At 72.5% G+C, this 21,600-nt stretch carries 23 protein-coding genes; 11 read left to right on the plus strand and 12 right to left on the minus strand.

From position 1 onward, the window contains the following. Window positions 1-8 precede the first annotated feature (8 nt). Both ACIHAR_RS16355 and ACIHAR_RS16360 read right to left on the minus strand, forming a co-directional pair. Window positions 9-1,457, minus strand: coding sequence for an ATP-binding protein (locus tag ACIHAR_RS16355; protein WP_400019897.1), 1,449 nt, complete (start codon window positions 1,455-1,457; stop codon window positions 9-11). Next, a complete protein-coding gene (locus ACIHAR_RS16360) occupies window positions 1,454-2,143 on the minus strand; it encodes a response regulator transcription factor (RefSeq protein WP_400019899.1) in 690 nt (229 codons plus the stop codon). The genes ACIHAR_RS16355 and ACIHAR_RS16360 overlap by 4 nt, the downstream gene beginning before the upstream one ends. Window positions 2,144-2,338: 195 nt before the next feature. Here ACIHAR_RS16360 and ACIHAR_RS16365 point away from each other — a divergent pair, with 195 nt between their 5' ends. Next, complete coding sequence (locus ACIHAR_RS16365; RefSeq protein WP_400019923.1) at window positions 2,339-4,762, plus strand: MMPL family transporter; 2,424 nt, start codon at window positions 2,339-2,341, stop codon at window positions 4,760-4,762. A gap of 44 nt (window positions 4,763-4,806) precedes the next feature. Here ACIHAR_RS16365 and ACIHAR_RS16370 read toward each other — a convergent pair whose 3' ends face one another. The 4 genes from ACIHAR_RS16370 to ACIHAR_RS16385 all read right to left on the minus strand — a co-directional run bounded on the left by ACIHAR_RS16370 (window position 4,807) and on the right by ACIHAR_RS16385 (window position 7,149). Then, complete coding sequence (locus ACIHAR_RS16370) at window positions 4,807-5,601, minus strand: TetR family transcriptional regulator (RefSeq protein WP_365461743.1); 795 nt, start codon at window positions 5,599-5,601, stop codon at window positions 4,807-4,809. An 11-nt stretch (window positions 5,602-5,612) separates the two neighbouring features. Further along, window positions 5,613-6,179 carry a DUF393 domain-containing protein gene (locus tag ACIHAR_RS16375; protein ID WP_365461912.1) on the minus strand — a complete coding sequence of 189 codons (567 nt, stop codon included), beginning with the start codon at window positions 6,177-6,179 and terminating at the stop codon, window positions 5,613-5,615. 5 nt (window positions 6,180-6,184) lie between these two features. Further along, window positions 6,185-6,592: a hypothetical protein gene (locus ACIHAR_RS16380; RefSeq protein WP_400019900.1), complete on the minus strand. Its 408-nt coding sequence runs from the start codon at window positions 6,590-6,592 to the stop codon at window positions 6,185-6,187. 107 nt (window positions 6,593-6,699) lie between these two features. After that, window positions 6,700-7,149, minus strand: coding sequence for a VOC family protein (locus ACIHAR_RS16385; RefSeq protein ID WP_365461739.1), 450 nt, complete (start codon window positions 7,147-7,149; stop codon window positions 6,700-6,702). A 178-nt stretch (window positions 7,150-7,327) separates the two neighbouring features. Between ACIHAR_RS16385 and ACIHAR_RS16390 the strand changes: the two genes are divergently transcribed. The 3 genes from ACIHAR_RS16390 to ACIHAR_RS16400 all read left to right on the plus strand — a co-directional run bounded on the left by ACIHAR_RS16390 (window position 7,328) and on the right by ACIHAR_RS16400 (window position 8,651). Further along, the gene (locus ACIHAR_RS16390; protein WP_365461737.1) at window positions 7,328-7,768 is read left to right on the plus strand and encodes an NINE protein; all 441 of its coding nucleotides are present in this window, start codon (window positions 7,328-7,330) and stop codon (window positions 7,766-7,768) included. Beyond that, window positions 7,761-8,171, plus strand: coding sequence for a DUF2752 domain-containing protein (locus ACIHAR_RS16395; RefSeq protein WP_365461735.1), 411 nt, complete (start codon window positions 7,761-7,763; stop codon window positions 8,169-8,171). Before ACIHAR_RS16390 ends, ACIHAR_RS16395 begins: the two co-directional genes overlap by 8 nt. A gap of 216 nt (window positions 8,172-8,387) precedes the next feature. Then, window positions 8,388-8,651 carry a TM2 domain-containing protein gene (locus ACIHAR_RS16400; protein WP_365461733.1) on the plus strand — a complete coding sequence of 88 codons (264 nt, stop codon included), beginning with the start codon at window positions 8,388-8,390 and terminating at the stop codon, window positions 8,649-8,651. A gap of 75 nt (window positions 8,652-8,726) precedes the next feature. Here ACIHAR_RS16400 and ACIHAR_RS16405 read toward each other — a convergent pair whose 3' ends face one another. From ACIHAR_RS16405 to ACIHAR_RS16425, 5 genes are all read right to left on the minus strand, one after another. Next, window positions 8,727-9,497 carry a succinate dehydrogenase iron-sulfur subunit gene (locus tag ACIHAR_RS16405; RefSeq protein ID WP_365461731.1) on the minus strand — a complete coding sequence of 257 codons (771 nt, stop codon included), beginning with the start codon at window positions 9,495-9,497 and terminating at the stop codon, window positions 8,727-8,729. Then, the gene (gene sdhA / locus ACIHAR_RS16410) at window positions 9,497-11,251 is read right to left on the minus strand and encodes a succinate dehydrogenase flavoprotein subunit (RefSeq protein WP_365461729.1); all 1,755 of its coding nucleotides are present in this window, start codon (window positions 11,249-11,251) and stop codon (window positions 9,497-9,499) included. The genes ACIHAR_RS16405 and sdhA overlap by 1 nt, the downstream gene beginning before the upstream one ends. 19 nt (window positions 11,252-11,270) lie before the next feature. After that, window positions 11,271-11,753, minus strand: a complete 483-nt coding sequence (locus ACIHAR_RS16415) for a succinate dehydrogenase hydrophobic membrane anchor subunit (RefSeq protein WP_365461727.1) — start codon at window positions 11,751-11,753, stop codon at window positions 11,271-11,273. Between the two features lie 5 nt (window positions 11,754-11,758). Continuing rightward, complete coding sequence (gene sdhC / locus ACIHAR_RS16420; protein WP_365461725.1) at window positions 11,759-12,139, minus strand: succinate dehydrogenase, cytochrome b556 subunit; 381 nt, start codon at window positions 12,137-12,139, stop codon at window positions 11,759-11,761. A gap of 190 nt (window positions 12,140-12,329) precedes the next feature. Further along, complete coding sequence (locus tag ACIHAR_RS16425; RefSeq protein ID WP_365461724.1) at window positions 12,330-12,932, minus strand: 2-oxo-4-hydroxy-4-carboxy-5-ureidoimidazoline decarboxylase; 603 nt, start codon at window positions 12,930-12,932, stop codon at window positions 12,330-12,332. A gap of 219 nt (window positions 12,933-13,151) precedes the next feature. Between ACIHAR_RS16425 and ACIHAR_RS16430 the strand changes: the two genes are divergently transcribed. The 7 genes from ACIHAR_RS16430 to ACIHAR_RS16460 all read left to right on the plus strand — a co-directional run bounded on the left by ACIHAR_RS16430 (window position 13,152) and on the right by ACIHAR_RS16460 (window position 20,283). After that, a complete protein-coding gene (locus tag ACIHAR_RS16430; RefSeq protein ID WP_400019925.1) occupies window positions 13,152-14,771 on the plus strand; it encodes a glycoside hydrolase family 20 protein in 1,620 nt (539 codons plus the stop codon). 130 nt (window positions 14,772-14,901) lie between these two features. Next, entirely contained in the window at window positions 14,902-15,465 is a 564-nt protein-coding gene (locus ACIHAR_RS16435) for a hypothetical protein (RefSeq protein WP_365461722.1), read from the plus strand. A 135-nt stretch (window positions 15,466-15,600) separates the two neighbouring features. Further along, a complete protein-coding gene (locus ACIHAR_RS16440; protein ID WP_365461720.1) occupies window positions 15,601-16,026 on the plus strand; it encodes a hypothetical protein in 426 nt (141 codons plus the stop codon). A gap of 500 nt (window positions 16,027-16,526) precedes the next feature. Beyond that, window positions 16,527-17,144 carry an RNA polymerase sigma factor gene (locus tag ACIHAR_RS16445; protein WP_365461716.1) on the plus strand — a complete coding sequence of 206 codons (618 nt, stop codon included), beginning with the start codon at window positions 16,527-16,529 and terminating at the stop codon, window positions 17,142-17,144. Between the two features lie 90 nt (window positions 17,145-17,234). Continuing rightward, entirely contained in the window at window positions 17,235-18,026 is a 792-nt protein-coding gene (locus ACIHAR_RS16450) for a hypothetical protein (protein ID WP_400019905.1), read from the plus strand. 317 nt (window positions 18,027-18,343) lie between these two features. Continuing rightward, a complete protein-coding gene (locus tag ACIHAR_RS16455) occupies window positions 18,344-19,003 on the plus strand; it encodes an RNA polymerase sigma factor (RefSeq protein WP_365461712.1) in 660 nt (219 codons plus the stop codon). Beyond that, the gene (locus ACIHAR_RS16460; protein ID WP_400019908.1) at window positions 19,003-20,283 is read left to right on the plus strand and encodes a hypothetical protein; all 1,281 of its coding nucleotides are present in this window, start codon (window positions 19,003-19,005) and stop codon (window positions 20,281-20,283) included. The genes ACIHAR_RS16455 and ACIHAR_RS16460 overlap by 1 nt, the downstream gene beginning before the upstream one ends. Window positions 20,284-20,484: 201 nt before the next feature. Here the strand turns inward: ACIHAR_RS16460 and ACIHAR_RS16465 are convergent, their stop codons facing one another. After that, complete coding sequence (locus ACIHAR_RS16465; RefSeq protein ID WP_400019910.1) at window positions 20,485-21,360, minus strand: L,D-transpeptidase family protein; 876 nt, start codon at window positions 21,358-21,360, stop codon at window positions 20,485-20,487. Between the last annotated feature and the right edge of the window lie 240 nt (window positions 21,361-21,600).

A 21,600-nucleotide genomic window follows, 5' to 3' on the forward strand; every position in this document is an offset into this window, starting at 1 on the left:
CAGCACACCTAGCCGCACTCCTCCGCCCGTACCGGCAGTTCGACCGTCACCGTCATTCCCTCGCCCGGGGCTGTCCGGACCGTCACCTCGCCGCCGTGGGCGTGGACCACGCCCTGGACGATCGCCAGGCCCAGTCCGCTTCCGGCGCCGCCGCCGGCCCGGAAGAAGCGGTCGAAGACGCGTGCCGCGTCCTCGGGCGGCAGGCCCGGCCCCTTGTCCGCGACGGTCAGGCGTACGACGCCGTCGGCGCGTCCGGCACCGAGTCGTACCGGTACGTCGGCGGGTGTGTGGGTGCGGACGTTGGCCAGGAGGTTGGCGAGGACCTGGCGCAGGCCCGACTCGCCGGCCCGCACGAGGACGGCGCCGTCGGCGTCGACGGTGACGGGCCGGCCGGGCTGCTGGGCGCGCAGATCCTCGGCCGCGTCCCGCACCAGCCGGCTCACGTCGACGTTGCGCAGCCGCAGTTCGGGCCGCTGGTCGAGGCGGGCCAGTGTGAGCAGCTCGTCGACGAGCCGGCCCATGCGGTCCACCTCGCCGTTCATCCGGTCCCAGGCCCGCCGCCGCTCGGCGGGATCGCGCAGCATGCCCTGGTCGTACAGCTGGAGGTAGCCGCGGATCGCGGAGAGCGGGGTGCGCAGCTCGTGCGAGGCGTCGGCGACGAAGCGGCGCAGCTGGGCCGCGCTGCGCTCGCGCGTGCGGTACGCGGTCTCGACCTGGTGGAGCATGGAGTTCAGGGAGAGCCGCAGCTGTTCGACCTCCTGGGTGGGGTGGTGGCTGGAGGGCACGCGCCGGGTGAGGTCTCCCTCGGCGATCGCCGACGAGGTCTCCACCATGTCCTCCAGCGGCCGCATCCGCCGCCGCACGCTGAACAGGGTCAGGCAGGCGAGCAGTGCCAGCAGCAGCGTGCCGACGGCGAGGTCGAGCTTGAGGGCCTTGGCCATGCCCGCGTGGAGGGCCTCCGTCGAGGTCGCCATGAGGATGTGCGTGCCGTCGGAGAGCCTGGTGGCGGTCACCCGGTAGGCGGTGCCGTGCACCCGCACGTCGTGCGGTTCGGTGTCCCGGGCCAGCGGGCCGGGGTGTCCGACCGCCCCGGCGAGGCCGCGCTGGGCGACGGTCGGCGGGACGCCGAGGATGCCGACGGCGTCCCCCTCGCCGTCGACGGCGGCGAAGATGGTGTCCGGTGCCGGGCGTTCGTCCGCGGCCTGCGGGACGACCCGGTCACGGACGAAGCCGAGGACGCTCAGCGAGTCGATCTGCCGCATGGTGAGCTCCGCGCCGCCCAGCGAGGCGCGCGTCCTGACCAGCTCGGTGTCGACCTGGTCGAGCAGGTAGTAGCGCATGCCCATGAGGCTGACGGCGGTGGTGGCGACGATGCCGAGGGCGAGCAGCACCACGTTCGCCAGGGTCAGCTTCACCCGCAGCGAGTGGATGCCGCGCCGGCCGTGCGGGGACCTCATGCCAGCCCGTACCCGACGCCCCGCCGTGTGGTGATCACCGGCGGGCCCAGCGCGTCCAGCTTGCGCCGCAGATAGCTGATGTAGGTCTCGACGACGGTCGACTCGGGCGGGGTGTGCTCGTACTGCCAGACGTGGCGCAGCAGTTGCTCCTTCGGCACGATCCGGCCGCCGTTGCGCACCAGGAAGCGCAGCAGCGCGTACTCGGTGGGGGTGAGCTCGACCGAGCGGCCCGCGCGGTGCACGCTGTACGTCGTCTCGTCCAGCTCCAGGTCGCCGTATCTGAGCGGCGGCCGCTGCGGGAGGACGTCGGCCGGGCGGGTACGGCGCAGAACCGCCGTGATGCGGGCGACGACCACCTCGATGTCGAACGGCTTGGTGATGTAGTCGTCGCCGAAGCCGAGGGCGCCGACGATCTCGGCGGGCGCGTCCCGCGCGGTGAGGAAGACCAGCGCCAACTGCGGCTGCCGCTCCCGCAGTTGCCTGCCGAGCACCCGCCCGTCCCCGTCCGGCAGCATCACGTCCAGCAGGGCCACGTCGGGCCGGGTGCGCGCGGTCAGGGCGAGGGCCTCGCGGACGGTGCCCGCGATCATGACCTCGAAGCGGTGGAAGCGCAGGGCGATGGCGAGGACGTCCGCGATGCTCGGCTCGTCCTCCACGACCAGCACGGTGCCGGGAGCCGTCGTCATGCCCCCAGTATCGGCGCGGGCGCCGGCCGCGGGGCCGGTTCCCGCTTTGGAGTTCCTTGAGAGTCAGGGCCGTTCGGCCCCACGCGCGCGTGCCGCCGCCAATTCTGGTGCCCAGGACCTGGGGGACCGACCGACCGATCCGACCGTCCGGCTGCGACGGTCGACGTCCGACGAAGGAGCTTGAGCGTGACGGCATTGGCGCGGTGGTGCTATCGGCACCGGCTGGTGGTCCTGTTGCTGTGGGTGGGGGCGTTGTTCGGCCTGGGCTTCACGGCCTCGACGGCGGGCACGGACTACGCGAACGTCTTCTCCCTTCCGAACACGGACTCCAAGAAGGCGTACGACCTGATGGAGAAGGCGTTCCCCGCCCGCGCGGGCGACACCGACACGGTGGTGTGGAAGGTCGACGAGGGCTCGGTACGGGACGAGGACGTACGGTCCCGCATCCAGCCCGCGCTCGACGAGATCGCGGGGATGAAGGGCGTCGGCGGCGTCGTCGGCCCCTACGCCGGGCCGGAGGGCGCGGCGCAGATCAGCCGCGACGGGCGGATCGCGTACGCCCAGGTCACCTTCGCCGACCAGGCGAACGCCGTCCCGAAGGAGCTCGTCGAGGACGTCGTCGACACCGCGCAGGGCGCCGAACGCGACGGTCTGCGCGTCGAGCTGGGCGGTCAGGCGATCCAGCGCGTGCAGGAGCCGCCGACCGGACTGGCCGAGATGGTCGGCCTGGCGGCCGCCGCGATCGTGCTGTTCCTCGCCTTCGGCTCGCTCTTCGCGATGCTGCTGCCCATCGCCGTTGCGATCTTCGGCGTGGGCATGGGCCTGTTCGGCACCCAGTTGCTCGGCCACGTCACCGACATCCCCGACCTGGCGCCGCTGCTCGCCTCCCTGATCGGCCTCGGCGTCGGCATCGACTACGCCCTGTTCATCGTCACCCGGCACCGCAAGGGCGTCCTGCGCGGCATGGATCCCGAGGAGTCGGCGGTCACGGCGCTCAACACCTCGGGCCGGGCCGTGCTGTTCGCCGGCGGCACGGTGTGCATCGCGCTCGCCGGGATGCTGGTGACGAACCTGCGCTTCCTGGACGGGGTGGTCATCGGCACCTCCCTGACGGTGGTGCTGAGCGTCCTGGCGGCCACGACGCTGCTGCCCGCGCTGCTCGGCCTCCTCGGCCCGCGCGTGCTCAGCCGCAGGCAGCGGCGCAGGCTCGCCGAGCGGGGAGCGGAGGAGGAGACGGCGAGCGGTCTCGCGGCCCGCTGGTCCACGGGCGTGCAGCGCCGGCCCCGCACGGTGGCCGCGCTCGCCCTGGCCGTGATGGCCGTGCTGGCCCTGCCCGTGCTCTCCCTGCGCCTCGGCGCCACCGACCAGGGCAACGACGACACCACGACGACCACCCGGCAGGCCTACGACCTGCTCGCCGAGGGCTTCGGGCCGGGCTTCAACGGCCCCCTCCAGGTGGTCGTGGCGAACGGTGACGCGGCAGCCCTCGTCACGGGCATCGAGGACACCCCGGGGGTCGCCCGGGTCGCCGCCATGCCCCCCGCCCAGGGCGTCACCGTCGTCCAGGTGATCCCCACGACCTCGCCCCAGTCCGAGGAGACCGACACCCTCATCGACCGCCTCCGTGAGGACGTCATCCCGCAGGCCGGGACGGAGGCGCACGTCGGCGGGGTCACCGCCGTCTCCAAGGACTTCGCGACGGTCACCGGCGACCGGCTGCCCCTGTTCGTCGCGACGATCATCGGCCTGGGCTTCCTGCTCCTGCTGGTCGCCTTCCGCTCCCTGGTGGTGCCGCTGACCGCCGCGGTGATGAACCTGATCGCGGCGGCGGCCTCCTTCGGCGTCCTCGTCGCGATCTTCCAGTGGGGCTGGGGCCTGGAGCTGCTCGGCCTCGGCAAGGAGGGCCCGATCAACGCCTTCCTGCCGGTCATCATGCTGTCCCTGCTGTTCGGCCTGTCGATGGACTACCAGGTGTTCCTGGTCAGCCGGATGCACGAGGAGTGGGTGCACACGAAGGACAACGCGCGAGCGGTCCGCGTGGGCCTGGCCGAGACCAGCCGTGTCATCAACTCGGCGGCGCTGATCATGGTCTGCGTGTTCCTGGCGTTCGTGCTGAGCGGCGACTCGGGCGCGGCGATGGCGGGCGTGGGTCTGGCGGCCGCGGTCGCCCTGGACGCCTTCGTCCTGCGTACGGCCCTGGTCCCGGCCGCGATGCACCTGCTCGGCACCTCCAACTGGTGGCTGCCGCGGTGGCTGGAGAAGCGGCTGCCGCACCTGGCGGTGGAGCCGAGGGAAGAGGCGGCGGCACCCGTGCGGACGCCCGCGTCGGACGGCCCCGCCTCGGCGGTGCACGGCTTCGTGCGGGACGCGGCCGGCGACCCCGTCGAGGGCGCGGCGGTCACCCTGATGTCCAAGGGCGGACGCCAGCTGGACCGCGTCGTCTCCCTCGCCGACGGCTCCTACATCCTCTCGGTCCCGGCGCCGGGGACGTACCTGCTGGCGACGACGGCCCGCTCGTACGCCTCCGCGGCGCGCCAGGTGATGGTCGCCGACGAGGCGCTGGTCCACGACGTGGAGCTGACGGAGCTCTCGGGGGACGAGGTGGACGCGGTCAACTAGGGGGAGAGCCCTGGGTCTCCTGACGCCAGGGGGAGCCCCTGGCGTCAGGACCGCTCCTGTCGGTCCGCCGGATCCGGCGCGCTGCGCTTCCTGCCCGGGTCCGGCAGGGCCCTCGTCATACCGGGCAGGAAGTCCGTGAACAGCTCGTGCACCTCGTGGACGAGCGGCCGCAGCACCCGGAAGCGGGCCAGGGCCACGCCCCGCGCGGTCAGCCGTGCACCCCGCTCGGCGAGCCGGTAGCTGCGCTCACGGCCCTCGGTCCGGTCGAAGATCCAGTACAGGACGAGACCCATCTGGGCGAGCCACATCAGCTCGGGCAGCACGTCCCGCAGTTCCTCCGGGACCTTCGCCTTCGATCCGGCCAGGACCTCGCGCTGGACGGAGATCGCCTCCAGGCGCGCGTGCTCCGACTCGGGGGAGAAGGGGCTGAGCGGGCTGTCGGGGTCGGCGGCGTTCTTGAAGAACTGGACGGCGAACTCGTGGTACGGCGCGGCCACGTCCAGCCAGGTCCGCAGGACCCCCGACAGCCGCGCCTCCAGGTCGGTCTCCCGGTCCAGGACGGCCCGGACCGCCTGCCGGTGCTCGGCGGCGAGGCGGTCGTAGAAGCCCTGGATCAGGTGCTCCTTGCCGGCGAAGTAGTAGTAGGCGTTGCCGACGGAGACACCGGCCTCCTGGGCGATGGCCCGCATGGTGGTCTTGTCGTACCCGCGCTCCTGGAACAGCCGCATCGCCGTCTCCAGGATCAGCGCCCGGGTCTGCTCGGACTTGGAGCGCGCAGCGGCCCCGTGGGACTCGGTCGGGGAATCGGCCTCGGCGGGGCCGTCGTGGTTCGCGGACACGGGAACAGAGCCTAACCAGTGCCGCAGGCGCCGCCGTCACACGCGGGCGGGGTGTGGCTCCATCCCCGCGCCGGGTCGTACGACCATCCGTCGGCGCGGCGGTACGCGCGTCCGCCCCACTGCGCGCCCCGCCCCCGGTCGTCGCGCCGGTACGCCCCCTGCCCCCGGTCTCCGCTCCCCTGCGTCCCGCGCCACTTGGCGGCGGCGAGAACGGCGCCCCTGGCGAGCCGCGCCCCGGCGGGGGTGCTCAGGCGGTGGGCGAGGGGGCGGTGCTCGCGCAGCGCCCACAGGATGACGATCCAGGCGGCCGCGCCGCGGTAGACCTGGCCCGCGTCGCCGACGACGGTGATCTCGTCGAGCGTGGCGCGGTGGTCGAGGCCGGGGAAGCGGGCGGCCGCCTCGGCGGAGCCCGCGGGGACCGTCTCCAGCGGCACCAGTTGCGGCCGGCGGCGCAGCCAGTCGCTGAGGAAGACGCACAGGGAGCAGTCGCCGTCGTAGAGGACGGTGAGCCGGCGGACCGGGACGCGGGCGGCGTCCCGGTCGGCGGCGGTGGCCGGGGCCACCCGGTCGGCCCGCACGCCGCTCACGCCCCGGCCGTCGGGGCGGCCCAGCCCTGCGGGGCGACCGGCGGGACCTGCTCCCGCTCCATGACGCCGCGCCGCCGGATCCGGTTGAGCAGGTACACGTTGGCCAGGTGCATCACGCCGAGCACCAGCAGCACCACGCCCAGCTTGGTCGACAGGGCCTCGAAGACGCCACGGGTGTCGTGGATCGTCCCGTCCCCGCTCAGGTACAGCGCGACGAAGCCGAGGTTGACGAGGTAGAAGCCGACCACCAGGAGGTGGTTGACGGCGTCGGCGAGCTTCTCGTTGCCGTGCAGGACGTCGGCGAGGAAGACCCGCCCGTTGCGGCTGAGGGTCCGGGCCACCCAGACGGTCAGCCCGATGCTGACGACCAGGTAGATGACGTAGGCGATGACCGTGCGGTCCATGCTCCCCACCCTTTCTGAACGCGTTCAAAACGCTGTCGTGAGGCGACTGTAGACCTCCTTTTGAACGCGTTCAACTCGCTTCGGGGGGGGGGCACCTGACGCGGGTGTCACCTGGCGCGGCGGGCCGGGCGCCCGGTGGCGGCGCCCGGGGCGCGGCCCAGCTCCGGTCGTTTGGAGTAGTCGGTGAAGCCCAGGACGTTCCCCCAGGGGTCGGCGACCTCGACGGTCCAGCCGGTGGCCACCGCGAACGGTTCGTCGAGCGGCGGGATGCCGGCGGACGCCAGCCGGCGGGCCGTCGCACGGGCGTCGGGCACCTCCAGCCAGAGGCGCGGGGAGCCCCACGGCGGCGGCCGGTGGCCCAGCGCCTCCTCCTCCCGCAGCAGGATCCCGGGCGTCTCGCCGCCGCACTCCAGCAGGGCGATCCCGGCCTCGTCGAAACGGAACTTCACCGCGAACCCGGCCCGCTCGTAGAAACCCACGGCCTGCCCGAGGTTCCCCACGGGCAGCAGCACGTTGTCGAACCCGAGCAGGTCGTAGGACAACAGGTCATCTGACATGTCGTCAGAATAGGTCCGCGGCAGCCGTCGAGCCGGGATTGCCGTCGGCGCACCGGCGGAGCGCCGAAACCCGTGCGTCCGGACCCTGACTTCTCCGGCACCGGATTCTTCGTGCAAGATGACCTGAACTCACTTGTACGTCCCATCCGATCATCTGGCCTCGGGGAGAGAAGTCACCGTGTCCGAACAGCCGCAGCAGCCGCAGCAGCCCCCTCAGCCGGGGTACGGGTATCCGAACGCCGGGCAAGGGCCGTACGCGGGCGGCCAGGCCGGCCCCTACGGCTACCCCCAGGACGGCTATCAGCAGCAGGCCTACCAGCAGCCGGGCTACCAGCAGGCCGGCTACCCGCCGCCCGGCTACGCCGGGGACCCCAACGCCCCTTACGGCTACGACCCCTACGGGCGTCCCTACTCCGACAAGTCGAAGATCGTCGCGGGCATCCTCCAGCTCTTCCTCGGCAGCTTCGGCGTCGGCCGCTTCTACATCGGCAACGTCGGGATGGGCCTCGCCCAGCTGTTCACCTGTGGCGGCCTCGGCATCTGGGCGCTCGTCGACGGCATCATCCTGCTGACGAGCAACGACAAGACCGACGGCCAGGGCCGGATCCTGCGTGGCTGACACGGTGGGCGGGGAACGCGCATCCCTGCTGCGGCACCCGGCGGCGGCACCCCTCGCGGTGCTCGCCGCCGGCGCGGCCGGCTCCGCCTACCTCTACGTCACCGACCCGCACCAGCCCGGGCACCTTCTGCCCCAGTGCCCCTTCCGGCTCGTCACCGGCCTGCTCTGCCCCGCCTGCGGCGGCACCCGCATGGTCTACGACCTGATGCACGGTCACGTCGCCGAGGCCTGGCTCGACAACCGTGCCCTGCTGCTCGCCGCGCCGTGGGCCCTCGCCCTGCTGGGGCGGTGGATCTGGGAAGGGCTGCACGGCAGGCGCTGGCAGCCGCGCCTGAGCCGCCCCGCCCAGGCCCTCGTCCTCGGCCTCGCCGTCACCTGGACCGTCGCGCGCAACCTCTTCTAGGCCCGCACACCCGTCCGAAAGGTCCCTTGCCCTGGCGGGATTTGATCACGGAATAGGAACGATCGTTCGTTCCCACTCCCTTTCACCCCCCTTGCCTCTCTAGGCTCACGGCTCACAGGGGGGCGTTCCGACATGTCCATGCACGGTCGGACGTATGTGATCCACTCGACGCATCCCTCCTGGACTCCCCATTCGAAGTAACCAGGAGCAGTTCACATGACCGTCCCCACCCCTGACGCACCCTTCGGCTACGACCCGCAGGGCCGCCCGTACTCCGACAAGTCGAAGATCGTCGCGGGCATCCTCCAGCTCTTCCTCGGCACCCTCGGCATCGGCCGCTTCTACGTCGGCTCCGTCGGCGTGGGCGTCGCGCAGCTCCTCACCTGCGGTGGCCTCGGCTTCTGGGCGCTGATCGACGGCATCCTGTTCCTGACGAGCAACGACCGCACCGACAAGCAGGGCCGCGTCCTCCGCGGCTGAGCGCCCGTCACACACGCCGAGGGCCCCACTCCGTCACGGAGCGGGGCCCTCGGCGTGTTCCGAAGCTGCCGGATCTCAGAAGCGGCGCGTGATCAGCGCCCGCTTCACCTCCTGGATCGCCTTCGTGACCTCGATACCGCGCGGGCAGGCGTCCGTGCAGTTGAAGGTCGTGCGGCAACGCCACACGCCGTCACGGTCGTTCAGGATCTCCAGGCGCTGCTCGCCGGCCTCGTCGCGCGAGTCGAAGATGAAGCGGTGCGCGTTGACGATGGCCGCCGGGCCGAAGTACTGGCCGTCGTTCCAGAAGACCGGGCACGAGGACGTGCAGGCGGCGCAGAGGATGCACTTGGTGGTGTCGTCGAAGCGCTCGCGGTCCTCGGCGGACTGCAGACGCTCGCGCGTCGGCTCGTTGGTGTCCTTCGTGATGAGGAAGGGCATGACGTCGCGGTACGCCTGGAAGAACGGCTCCATGTCCACGACCAGGTCCTTCAGGACCGTGAGGCCCTTGATGGGCTCGATCGTGATCGGCTTCTCAGGGTTGATGTCCTTGATCAGCGTCTTGCAGGCGAGGCGGTTCTTGCCGTTGATCCGCATCGCGTCGGAGCCGCAGATGCCGTGGGCGCAGGAGCGGCGGAAGGTCAGCGTGCCGTCGACGTCCCACTTGATCTTGTGGAGGCCGTCGAGGACGCGCTCCTTGGGGTCGATCTCCAGCTGGAAGTCTTCCCAGGTCGCCTCCGCCGAGACCTCCGGGTTGAACCGGCGGACCCGGAAGGTGACGGTGATGTACGGAGAGGCCGCAGACGCCGAGTCGGGGGTCTCCGCCTTGTCCAGAACGGGAGTTGCCATCAGTACTTACGCTCCATCGGCTGGTAGCGGGTCTGGACGACCGGCTTGTAGTCGAGGCGGACGGTCTCGGTGCCGTCGTCGCCGACCTCGCGGTACGCCATGGTGTGGCGCATGAAGTTGACGTCGTCGCGGTTCGGGTAGTCCTCGCGGTAGTGACCGCCGCGGGACTCCTTGCGGGCGAGCGCCGACACGGCCATGACCTCGGCCAGGTCGAGCAGGTTGCCCAGCTCGATGGCCTCCAGCAGGTCGGTGTTGAACCGCTTGCCCTTGTCCTGGATCGCCACGTTCCGGTAGCGCTCGCGCAGCTCGGCGATCTTCTCGACGGCCGTCTTGATCGTCTGCTCGGTGCGGAACACCATGACGTTCGCGTCCATGGTCTCCTGCAGCTCGCGACGGAGCGTCGACACCCGCTCGGTCCCCGTCGAGCTGCGCAGACGCTCGATCTGCTCCTCCACGAGGGACGCCGGGTTCTCCGGCAGCTCGACGAAGTCGGCCTTCTGGGAGTACTCGGCGGCGGCGATGCCCGCGCGGCGGCCGAACACGTTGATGTCCAGCAGCGAGTTGGTGCCCAGACGGTTGGCGCCGTGCACGGACACGCAGGCGACCTCGCCGGCCGCGTACAGGCCCGGGACGACCGTGGTGTTGTCGGCGAGCACCTCACCCTCGACGTTCGTCGGGATGCCGCCCATCGCGTAGTGCGCGGTGGGCTGGATCGGGATCGGGTCGGTGTACGGCTCGATGCCCAGGTAGGTGCGGGCGAACTCGGTGATGTCCGGGAGCTTGGCGTCCAGCTGCTCCGGCGGCAGGTGGGTCAGGTCCAGGTAGACGTGGTCGCCCTCGGGACCGCAGCCGCGGCCCTCGCGGATCTCCGTGTAGATGGAGCGGGAGACGACGTCACGCGAGGCGAGGTCCTTCATGACCGGCGCGTACTTCTCCATGAAGCGCTCGCCGTCCTTGTTGCGGAGGATGCCGCCCTCACCGCGGGCGCCCTCCGTCAGCAGGATGCCCATGCGCCAGATGCCGGTCGGGTGGAACTGGAAGAACTCCATGTCCTCCAGCGGCAGCCCGCGCCGGTACACGGCCGCCTGGCCGTCACCGGTGAGCGTGTGCGCGTTGGACGTCACCTTGAAGAACTTGCCGCAGCCGCCGGAGGCGTAGATCACGGCCTTCGCCTGGAAGACGTGGATCTCACCGGTGGCCAGCTCGTAGGCGACCACACCGGCGGACTTCTTGACGCCGTCCACCTCGGTGATCAGCTGGTCGAGGACGTAGAACTCGTTGAAGAACTCCACGCCCTCCTTGACGCAGTTCTGGTACAGCGTCTGGAGGATCATGTGGCCGGTGCGGTCGGCCGCGTAGCAGGAGCGGCGGACCGGGGCCTCGCCGTGGTTGCGGGAGTGACCGCCGAAGCGGCGCTGGTCGATCGTCCCGTCGGGCGTCCGGTTGAACGGCAGGCCCATCTTCTCCAGGTCGAGGACGGAGTCGATGGCCTCCTTCGCCAGGATCTCGGCGGCGTCCTGGTCGACCAGGTAGTCACCGCCCTTGACCGTGTCGAAGGTGTGCCACTCCCAGTTGTCCTCCTCCACGTTGGCCAGCGCGGCGGCCATGCCGCCCTGCGCGGCGCCCGTGTGGGAGCGGGTGGGGTACAGCTTGGTCAGCACGGCGGTGCGGCTGCGCTTCGTCGACTCGATGGCGGCGCGCATACCGGCGCCACCGGCGCCGACGATGACGGTGTCGTACTTGTGGATCTTCATGATTCTCGCAGCCCCGTGCCTAGCGGATGTTCGGGTCGAAGGTGAAGATCACCAGCGTGCCCAAGAGGATGGTGAACACCGTGGCGGTGTAGAGCAGGCCCTTCAGCCACAGCCGGGTGTTCGCGCGCTCCGCGTAGTCGTTGATGACCGTGCGCAGGCCGTTGGCGCCGTGCAGCATCGCGAGCCACAGCATCAGCAGGTCCCAGACCTGCCAGAACGGGGACGCCCAGCGGCCGGCCACGAAGGCGAAGCCGATCTTGGAGACGCCGCCGTCCAGGACGAGCTGGATCAGCAGGTGGCCGATGACCAGGACGACCAGCACGATGCCCGACAGGCGCATGAACAGCCAGGCGGCCATCTCGAAGTTGCCCCGGGTGGACTTCGGGGACTTCTTGGTGCGCTTGCGCGGGGCCTCGATGACGGGCGCCGGGTTGTCGGCGCTGTAGACGGAACCGCCCTCGACGGGGCCGATCCCGGACGCGGTGGTTTCAGTGGTGGCCATCTGTCTCAGCTCCCGAACAGTTCACGAGCGGCGTGGCCGAGCACGGGGTAGATCGCCCCGAGCATCAGCACGACCCAGATGCCGGCCACGGCCCAGAACATCTGCTTCTGGTAGCGCGGGCCCTGCGACCAGAAGTCGACGGCGATGACGCGCAGGCCGTTGAGCGCGTGGAAGAGGATGGCGGCGACGAGGCCGTACTCCAGCACGGCGACGATCGGGGTCTTGTACGTGGCTACGACCTTGTCGTAGTCCTCGGGGGAGACACGCACGAGTGCGGTGTCCAGCACGTGTACGAACAGGAAGAAGAAGATGAGGACGCCGGTGACTCGGTGAGCCACCCAGGACCACATTCCTTCCCGGCCGCGGTACAGCGTTCCAGCCGGCACGGAAGAACCCTCCGGGAGCGGGGACTGGGGCCTGCCGGCTTCGGTGTCGGACGGGCCCGGCCGGGTACGGTCCACCGGCCCCCAGCATCGTAGCGACGCGCCGCCGCTGGGCTCAGCGGGGGTCTCGCGGTGTGATCAAAGTGGCACGCGTTCGGGTGAGCGCCGGAGGGGACCGTGGTGGTCTGTCCGGTTATGTGCCGTCGGCGGGTGCGTCGTGCCTGGTCGCGCCGTTGCCCGCGCCCCTGAAGTAGGTCATCAGGCGTTCCCTCGCCAGGCGCCGGAGTTCCTCCGCCACGACCTCCCGCTCCTTGTCCGGATCGTTCGTCAATCGTGACCGGATGGCTTCCAGGATGTGGTCGAGGGTCTCTTCGCGGGGCGTGTCGCCGAGGTAGAGGACGAAGGCGTGGCCGAAGCGGGCCTCGTAGGCGGCGTGGGCGGCGTCCAGGGCCATGTGGGCCGCGCCGTACGCGTCCGCCGGTAGTGCCGGGAGGGGCTCCCCGGCCAGGGCCTCCGCCAGGTCGCCCGCGGAGAGGTCGTAGGCCGCCTCGTCGGAGGCGGCGAGGAGGGCGTCCGGGGTGGGGTAGGGGCGGTGGGCCGTGACGCGGTGGGCCCAGCGGCGGCTGCTGAGGCAGGCGAGAAGGGTGGCGTGCGCCTCTTCGGCGGATGCGGTGTTGAACCCCTCCAGCCAGGGCGCGGAGGGAGTGTTCCGGGTCTGCTCCGGGAGTGTCGGTATGGCGACTCGGCCGGAGAGGTGGGAGAGACGGTGCGCAGGCAGCGTGGATCCTCGCGTCACGTGTGATGTGGCAGGGGATGCAGTGAAATGTGTGACGCCACGTTATCGAGAGTGGTCATGACGTGTCCGACGCTTGCCCGAATTTCACTCGAAAGAGAGAGTTTCGCAGGACGCGGTGGACCCCTTCCGCGCGCTTCGACCAGGCGGGGGTCGTAGGTTGGCGGGGTGAGCAGGCACAGGCACCGGCGCCGGGCGCCGGAGAGGAACCCGCAGCAGAAGGTGGTGCGGAGGGCCCTGCTGGCCGGCGGTCTCGTCGTGGTTCTCGGCGCGGGCGTCGGCGTGTGGGCGTCCGGGGGCGACGGAGCGCCGGCCGGATCGGCGACGTGGCGGAGCGGCGAGGCGGGTTCCGCCGCCGCACGGGGCGACGCCGCGGGCACCGGCACGGCGGCCAGTCCGACACCCACCCGCTCGTACGCCCTCTCACAGACCCCGCGGACCATTCCGGCCGTCCGCTCCCACACCCCCGCCCGTGGTCCCGGGTGGCGCCCGGCCGACGGTCACCGGGTGGTCGTGAGCGATGCCGGGCTCGCCGACGAGGGGCGGCTGATCGCCGGTGAGCTCGGGATGTCCTACGCGGGCGAGAAGGACGACGTGCGGGCCGGGGACCTGCGGCTCGCGCTGAACGACGACGAGGGCGCGAACCCGGAGTCGTACACCATGACCGTGCGCGGCGGCCGGGTCACCGTCAGCGGGCCGTCCGACGCGGGGGTGTTCTACGGGACCCGCACCCTGAAGCAGGAGGTGCACGGCGGGGGCACGGCGCCGGAGGGCGTGGTGCGGGACGAGCCGGCCAAGCCGCAGCGCGGCTTCATGCTCGACATCGCGCGCAAGCACTTCACGGCCGACTGGATACAGGACCGCGTGCGCGAGCTCGGGGACCTGAAGTTCAACCAGCTCGGACTGCACTTCTCCGACGACCAGGCCTTCCGGATCGAGTCCGACACCCACCCGGAGATCGTCTCCTCGCCGCACCTGACCAAGGCGCAGGTGAAGGAGATCGTCGCGCTGGCGGCCAGCCGGCACATCACCGTCGTGCCCGAGATCGACTCGCCGGGGCACCTGGGCTCCGTGCTCGCCGCCCACCCCGAGCTGCAGCTGCGCAACGCCCAGGGGGTGGCGACGCGGGGCGCGGTCGACATCTCCAAGGACGCCTCCGCGGCCCTCCTGGACGACCTGCTGGACGAGTTCGCCGGACTGTTCCCCGGCAGCCAGTGGCATCTCGGCGGCGACGAGTACCAGGCCCTGACCGTGTCCGACCCGGAGGCCTCCTACCCGCAGCTCGCCACCGCCGCCCGCGAGGCCCACGGCTCCGGCGCCACCGTCGCCGACCTGGCCACCGGCTGGATCAACGACCGCGCCGACACCGTCCGCGCCCACGACCGCACCATGCGGGCCTGGAACGACGGCTTCTTCCGGGGGACGTCGGTGAAACCCGCCGCCGACCTGGTGGTCGCCTACTGGACGGGCAAGGAGATCGGCGCCCGCCCGCCGGCGGAGTACCTGAGCGCGGGCCGCAAGGTGATCAACTACAACGACGAGTTCCTGTACTACGTCCTCGGCGAACCGCAGACCTTCGTCTACCCGACCGGTCAGCGCATCTACGAGCAGTGGACCCCGCGGGTCCTGCGCGGCACGACCGCCGTCCCGGCGCGGTACGACGCCCAGATCCTCGGCGGGACCTTCGCGGTCTGGTGCGACCTCGCCAACTCCCAGACCCAGGGCCAAGTGGCGGCCGGCATCCGGATGCCGCTGCGGGCGACCGTGCAGAAGCTGTGGGACCCGGGCACGCCGTCACTGTCCTGGGCGCAGTTCAGGGCGCTCGCGGACCGGTTGGACTGACGTCGGGATGTTGGCCGGAATCTTGCGCTCGCCTCCGGCACCGTGCACCCTGTGACACTCCCCGGCTGTCGCACGCAGTAAGGGGAAGTGCGGGCTCCGTAAGGATGGCGCCCCGGACAGGGAGGCGTGAATGAGCCTGGTGGACCTCATCGCCAAGGCCGACGAACGCGGACTGGCTGCGAGCGGACTGGCTTGTTTGGATCGGTGCGTGCCGCTCCTCGGAGGCGACGACGAGATCCTGCGCCCGTTGTGGGGGAACCTCACGGACGGCTTCGACACGGCCGCCTGGGGCGAACTCCTGGAACAGGTGCGCGGCAAGCTGCCGTCCGCCGGGGACGGCTCCGAGGACGGTGACGAGGCCGTCGTGCTGGCCCGGCGCATGCTCGGGGCGGTACCCGCCCAGTGGTCCGCCGCGGAGCTACGGGTCTGGGCCGACGCCTGCTCGGTCGCCTCGCTGCAGATCCACCGGCTCCTCGACCCCGCCGAAGACCCCTCCCCGCTCGACTCCCGCCGGGCCGGCCGCACGGAGGGCATGCCACCGCTGGTCGCGGCCGAGCTGCGCCGTCAGGTCACCGTCCTGGAGATCCTCGCCGGGCACGGCGCGGGCGGGCTGCGCCGGGCCCTGGAGGTCTCCACGGAAGGGCGGCGGGTGCTGCGGGCGGTGGTGTCACGGCGGGCCCGCGGACGCGGGTGAGACGCGCCGGCGCGATCCCCGGAGGGTGTCCTTCCTGTGCCCGGGGTGCGGGGGAGGTGGGGCGGTCCTGCACCGTTCCCGGGAAGCACCCGCAGCAGGCGTGATGGATGACGGGCGCACGCCGCTCTTCCTTACATGACCACCAGTGCGAGGACCCGAATCCAGCAGACCCGGCAGACCGAGGAGGGGCGGCCCCAAGCCGCCGCGAAGCCGGTGCGATGGGCCACGGACGCCGTGACCACCCTGCGCGAGGGCGCGCGCCTGCGCCTCGACTACTCGGCGCAGAGCCTGTGGCGCGTCGACCGGCTCATCGAGGACCTGCGGCGCGAGGACACCCCGCCCGCCGCCGTGGACACCGTGCTGCGGGGGCTCGGCGCGTACGCCGGTGAGGTGATCGTCCGGCACAGCGGCGGGGAGTGGTGGGCGACGGGCGGCGACCACTGGGTCCGCACGCCCGACGGCCGTCTGTGGGACCCGGTCGAGGAGGCCCGCCGCTGCTTCACCGGCCACGGCTCGCTGCGGCTGCTGTGCCGGGACGCGACCGGCCCGGGACGGAGATGAGCGGAGGGCCCCCGCGCGGGATGCGCGGGGGCCCTCTCCGTGTCCGGTGCCGGGGGTTACGGCGTCAGCAGCTGGCCCAGCCGGGCCGACGCTGGGGTGCCCAGAGCGGTCCGGGTCATCGACAGCGTCTGGGTGTAGCCGAGGCCGGTGCCGCCGCTCGGGAGGCGTCCAGCTCGGCGCCGGCCGATGCCGGCCGGCTGCCCGGCCGCCTCCTTCGCGGTGCCTCACTCTTCGTCCGCCTGCCGCCTGCCCCTCCGCCTGCGCCGGACGGTCTGGCGGAGCCGGGCGACCGTGCGAAGCCCGGGCGCCGGGCCTGCCGAGGCCGGCGGCGAGGACGTCGCCCGCCGTGGCGCGGGCCGTCGGCCGGGCGTCGTCCCGCCGCCCTGTGACAGATCTGTGAGGCGTGACGCTGATGACCATGGGGGCGTGGACCCTGACGGACGTGTGCACGCGGCGGGAGTCACGCACCTGCCAGGAACTCCGTACGAACGAGGAATGTCTTGGGCCAGGGAGGGGAGCCGCGGCGCGCGCACGCGTACGACGGCGAACTGGGTGCGGCCGTGGCACGGGCCCAGGACGGCGACGAGGCCGCGTTCGCGACCGCCTACCGGATCGTGCAACCGGGACTGCTCGGCTACCTGCGCGGGATCGTCGGTGACGACGCCGAGGACGTCGCCTCCGAGGCCTGGCTGGAGATCGCCCGGGACCTCGGGCGGTTCAAGGGGGACGGCGCGGGGTTCCGGGGGTGGACCGCCACCATCGCCCGGCACCGGGCCCTCGACCACCTGCGCAGGCTCCGGGTACGGCCCCGGTCGACGGCCCTGGAACAGGACGTACTCGACCTGCCCGGCCCGCACAGCACCGCCGACCAGGCCATGGAGGCGCTCTCCACCGAACGGGCCCTGGAACTGGTGCGCGAGCTGCCCCGGGACCAAGCTGAGGCGGTGCTGCTGCGGGTCGTGGTCGGGCTGGACGGCCCCGCCGCCGCGCGCGTCCTCGGCAAGCGGCCCGGAGCGGTGCGCACCGCGGCCCACCGCGGGCTGAAGCGGCTCGCCCGGCGGCTCGGCGTCGAAAGTGTGACGGATGACGGCTCCCGGACGCTGGGGGAGTCGAAATGAACGGAAACGGCCGCGCTCCGTATGAACAAGGGGCGGCGAACGGGCGTCGCCGGGGCCACGGCATGAACGAAGCGACAGGCGGACACGCACATGGGTGAACGGATGAGCGGCGGCGCGGACAGTGGCCGTCGGCGCGCGCACCCTGCCCGCACGACCGCGGGACCGCACGGCGCCGACACCGGCGTGGAGGCGCTGCTCGCGGCCGCCCTGGGGGCCGGCGTCTCCGCGGACGCCGACGAGGGCGAGCGGCGGGCCGTCGCCGCCTTCCGGGCCGCGCGGGACGCCGGCGCGCACCGATCCGGCCGTACCCGGCGGCGGGACGACTGGCGGCCGCGCGGCCGGCGGCACGCCTCGCTCTCGCTGAAGGCCACGCTGTCGGTGCTGGCCGCGAGCCTCACCCTGGGCGGGGTCGCGGTCGCCGCGATCGGTTCCGGCGGTTCCTCCTCCGGTTCCGCCGCCGACGCGCGGCCGCGGCAGGCGGCGAGCCCGGGCGGGAAGCGGGAGGCCGCGCCCTCCGTGCCGACGTCCCCGGCCGCGTCGGCTCCCTCCGCCTCCCCGGCCGACCGGGACCGGCCGGTGACCGCCGCGGACACCGAGGCCCGGTGCCGCGCGTACGAAGACGTCGAGGGCCGGGGCAAGGCGATGGACGCCACGGCGTGGCAGCGGCTCGTCACCGCCGCGGGAGGTGAGAGGAACGTAGCCGCCTACTGCGCGGCGAGGAAGGGCGAGGAGCAGTCCGCCGAGAAGGCCCCGCAGGCCACGCAGAAGGCTCCGGAGGTCACCGAGAGGGCCCCGGAGGGTGCCGAGAGGGCGCCGCGAGCCACGGAGAACGCCCCGCAGACGGCGGAGAAGCCCTCCAAGGACCAGGGCAGGAACGAGTAGGAGCCCGGTGGGGGCGCTCGCCGAGGCAACGGCCGGGGCCGCCACCCCCCACAGGAGAGGCCCCGGCCGTCGCGCGGCACGGGCCGCGCGGCGGCCCGTGCTTCCTACAGCGCCATGGGGGCGTTTTCTGTCACACCCCGCGCCCGCATACCGCGTCACGAGTTAGTTGCATCTTGTACGGACGTGGACGACCTGTGGTTTCAGGTCGTAACGTGCCTTTCGCGCCGGACGGCGGAGCGGCTGGACCACCGTGACCTCCCGTGGGCCGCGACCGACTGCGGTCGGTGACACCGCAACCATCAACCGAGGACCACGACGTGGGGGACGACGCGGAGCTGACAGCCGCGGTGCTCGCGGCACAGGACGGGGACGAGACGGCGTTCCGGGCTGTGTACCGCGCGGTGCACCCGCGGCTGCTCGGGTATGTCCGCACGCTCGTCGGCGATCCCGACGCCGAGGACGTGGCCTCCGAGGCCTGGCTCCAGATCGCCCGCGACCTGGAGCGGTTCAGCGGCGACGCCGACCGCTTCCGCGGCTGGGCCGCCCGAATCGCCCGCAACCGCGCGCTGGACCACGTCCGGATGCGGGGACGCCGGCCCGCGATCGGCGGGGACGAGACGGAGCTGACCGGCCGGGCCGCCGAGTCCGACACCGCCGGCGAGGCCATCGAGGCGCTCGCCACCGGACGCACCCTCGACCTCATCGCCCGGCTGCCGCAGGACCAGGCCGAAGCCGTCGTCCTGCGGGTCGTCGTGGGCCTCGACGCCAAGACCGCCGCCGAGACGCTCGGCAAACGGCCGGGTGCCGTACGCACGGCGGCGCACCGCGGACTGAAGAAGCTCGCCGAGCTGCTCGGCGACGATCCGGAGACGACCGGCGTGCTCGACGCCCTGCCGCCCCAGCCAGGACCGCGCTCGCGCGCGGTGACGTCCGCCGGTGTGACGCATGCGTGCGCGCGGACGCAGAAGGACATGTGATGGCCGACGAGCGCTGTGTCTTCCCGGGGGATGCGGAATCCCCCCGCGGTTCCGCCGGAGGCCGCGGCCCCGGCCGCCGGCCCGGCCACTGGCTGGACCGGAGGACGGCGGAGCGCCTGCTGAGCGGAGAGACACCCGACAACGCTGTCGACTCCTCCCACCGTGACGAGGCCGAACGCCTCACCCGCACCCTCGGCGCCCTCGCCGCGCTCTCCGCCGAACCGGCCCCGGCCGACGAGGAACTCCCCGGCGAAGCCGCCGCCCTCGCCGCGTTCCGCAAGGCCCGCGCCGAGCGCGCGGTCGAGCCGACGGCTTCGGCGGACCTCAGCGAGACGCGCTTCGGCGACACGGCCGCCCCGTCCGCGTTCCCCCTGGCCCCCGCCGAGCGTGACGAGCCCGGGGACCGTACGGCCGTGGCGGCGACGTCCGCCGGCCCCGGGACGGCGCGGTCCGCCGACGCCGGGCTGGTGCGCATCGGTGGTGGGCGGGGTACGGCGGCCGGCCGCCCCCGCCGGCACCGCCCCGCCCGGCTGGCCCTGGCCGCCGCGCTGGCCGTCGGCATCACCGGCGGAGTCGCCGTCGCCGCCGGTACGGGCGTCCTTCCGACCCCCTTCGACAACGCCGAGCCGGGCCCCGCCGCCTCCGTCTCCGCCGCCGCGACGCCCGGCCCGGACCGCCCGCTCGCCTCGCCCCCGACCGGCACGACCCCGGGCGGAGGAGGAGCGGGAAAGGCGACCCCCGGCGGCGAGAGCGGCACCCCGGCCCCGAACACCGAGGGCAGCGCGAAAGGCGCCGACGACCCGGCCGCCCGCGACTCCGGCGGCCGGCCGAGCGGCGTCACCTCGGCCTGTCGTGACGTCCTCGACGGCAAGACGCTGGAGACCGAGCGCCGCCGCACCCTGGAGGGCGCGGCGGGCGGCCGTTCGCGCGTGCCGTCGTACTGCACCCGGCTCCTCGGCTCGTCCACCGGCCAGGGCTCCGACGGCGGGAGCGGACAGGGCGGCACGGACGCGCAGGACGGCAACGGCGGCAAGGACGGCAAGGGCGACGACGGCGGCAAGGGCGACGAGGGCGGCAAAGGCGGCGGCAAGGGCGAAGGGGGCGACAAGGGTGGAAGAGGTGGAAACACCGGCAAGGGGGGTGACAGCGGCGACAAGGGCGCCGTCTCCGGCGGTGGCACCGGACGCGGCGACTCGGCGTCCACCACCTCCGGCCGAAGCGTCCACCGCTCGAGCGGAGTCGTGGGCGCACCGCTCAGCCCGTCCGCCGACCCCCGCTGACCTGCGACTTCGTAAGCCGCCAAATTTTTTTGGCGGTGGGTGTGACGTTTTCGGCGGCCGCGACGCAGTAACTAGTGAGCCGACTGGTCATCGGCCCTCGCACTGAGCCGGGGTTCCCCCCGTACCCGTGGCTCGTGCACCTGGCGCGGGCGGGACACGTTCCCCCGGTCCCGCCCGCGCCCCGAACGCCCTCACTCCGCCTCACCAGGAGACGACGACCTTGTCGCCGTTCCTCACCTGTGCGAAGAGGTTCGCGATCGCCGTCTCGTCCCGTACGTTCACACAGCCGTGCGAGGCCCCGGCGTACCCGCGGGCCGCGAAGTCCGACGAGTAGTGCACCGCCTGTCCACCGCTGAAGAACATGGCGTACGGCATCGGCGAGTCGTAGAGCGTGGACACGTGGTGGCGGGACTTCCAGTAGACGTGGAACACACCCTCCCGCGTGGGCGTGTACTGCGAGCCGAAGCGGACCGCCATCGTCGACACCGTCTGCCCGTCCATCATCCAGCGCAGCGTCCGGCTCGTCTTGTCGATGCACAGCACCCGCCCGGTCAGACAGCGGGGGTCCGGCGCGGCGGCCGGCTGACCGCCCATCAGATACAGCTCCCACTCGCCGGGTTCGCGCGTCATCCCCAGCAGCCGTTCCCAGGTGACGGTGTCCGTCCGGCCGGTCCTGGGCAGCCCGCGCTTGCCCTGGAACCCCTTCACCGCCTGCTCGGTGCGCTCGTCGTACGTCCCCGTCGGCCCGTCGAACAGCCAGGCCACCTGCCGCAGCCGCGCCTGGAGTTCGCGGACGTCCCGCCCGCTGTCGCCGCGCGACCAGAGGACGACGGGGGGCGGCCCGGCCGGCTCGGGAGTGGTGGGGGCGGTGCTCGGCGGCTTGCCGTCGGCGGGAGTCGCGGAGGCCGTGGAGGCGGGAGACGCCGGCTTCCCCCGGGTAGCCGTGGGACCGACGTCGATGTGGACGGGCGGGCGTCCCTTGCCCTCCGGGCCGGTGGTCTGCACGGTGCAGCCGCACGCCGTCACCAGGGCCGCCGCACCCGTCACGGCGGCGAATGATCTTCGCAAGCTGGTCATGCCCGAGATGTTCCCCGCGGATGACGGCTCCCGAACGGGCGGGCATCGTTGGACGAGCAGGAGGAGCAACGGGACGAGCACGAAAGTGTCCGGCGAACAACTCGACGATCCACGAAGCAGGAGGCATCACACCATGGCACGCGAGTCGGAGTCCGGATTGCCCATCGAGCCGGTGTACGGTCCTGCCGCCCTGGAGGGCTGGGATCCGGTGGAGAAGTTGGGTGAGCCGGGCGGGTATCC

It is taken from the genome of Streptomyces sp. NPDC052016, from assembly GCF_044548445.1.
GTDB lineage: Bacteria > Actinomycetota > Actinomycetes > Streptomycetales > Streptomycetaceae > Streptomyces.

Excerpts from the sequence above, each read along its gene's own strand:
- ACIHAR_RS16380 (WP_400019900.1), bottom strand. The coding sequence starts at position 6,592 with ATGGACCGCACGGTCATCGCCTACGTCATCTACCTGGTCGTCAGCATC.
- ACIHAR_RS16385 (WP_365461739.1), bottom strand. The coding sequence starts at position 7,149 with ATGTCAGATGACCTGTTGTCCTACGACCTGCTCGGGTTCGACAACGTG.
- ACIHAR_RS16360 (WP_400019899.1), bottom strand. The coding sequence starts at position 2,143 with ATGACGACGGCTCCCGGCACCGTGCTGGTCGTGGAGGACGAGCCGAGC.
- ACIHAR_RS16405 (WP_365461731.1), bottom strand. The coding sequence starts at position 9,497 with ATGGCAACTCCCGTTCTGGACAAGGCGGAGACCCCCGACTCGGCGTCT.
- ACIHAR_RS16450 (WP_400019905.1), top strand. The coding sequence starts at position 17,235 with ATGGGTGAACGGATGAGCGGCGGCGCGGACAGTGGCCGTCGGCGCGCG.
- ACIHAR_RS16400 (WP_365461733.1), top strand. The coding sequence starts at position 8,388 with ATGACCGTCCCCACCCCTGACGCACCCTTCGGCTACGACCCGCAGGGC.
- ACIHAR_RS16465 (WP_400019910.1), bottom strand. The coding sequence starts at position 21,360 with ATGACCAGCTTGCGAAGATCATTCGCCGCCGTGACGGGTGCGGCGGCC.
- sdhA (WP_365461729.1), bottom strand. The coding sequence starts at position 11,251 with ATGAAGATCCACAAGTACGACACCGTCATCGTCGGCGCCGGTGGCGCC.
- ACIHAR_RS16460 (WP_400019908.1), top strand. The coding sequence starts at position 19,003 with ATGGCCGACGAGCGCTGTGTCTTCCCGGGGGATGCGGAATCCCCCCGC.
- ACIHAR_RS16440 (WP_365461720.1), top strand. The coding sequence starts at position 15,601 with ATGACCACCAGTGCGAGGACCCGAATCCAGCAGACCCGGCAGACCGAG.
- ACIHAR_RS16415 (WP_365461727.1), bottom strand. The coding sequence starts at position 11,753 with ATGGCCACCACTGAAACCACCGCGTCCGGGATCGGCCCCGTCGAGGGC.
- ACIHAR_RS16435 (WP_365461722.1), top strand. The coding sequence starts at position 14,902 with ATGAGCCTGGTGGACCTCATCGCCAAGGCCGACGAACGCGGACTGGCT.
- ACIHAR_RS16355 (WP_400019897.1), bottom strand. The coding sequence starts at position 1,457 with ATGAGGTCCCCGCACGGCCGGCGCGGCATCCACTCGCTGCGGGTGAAG.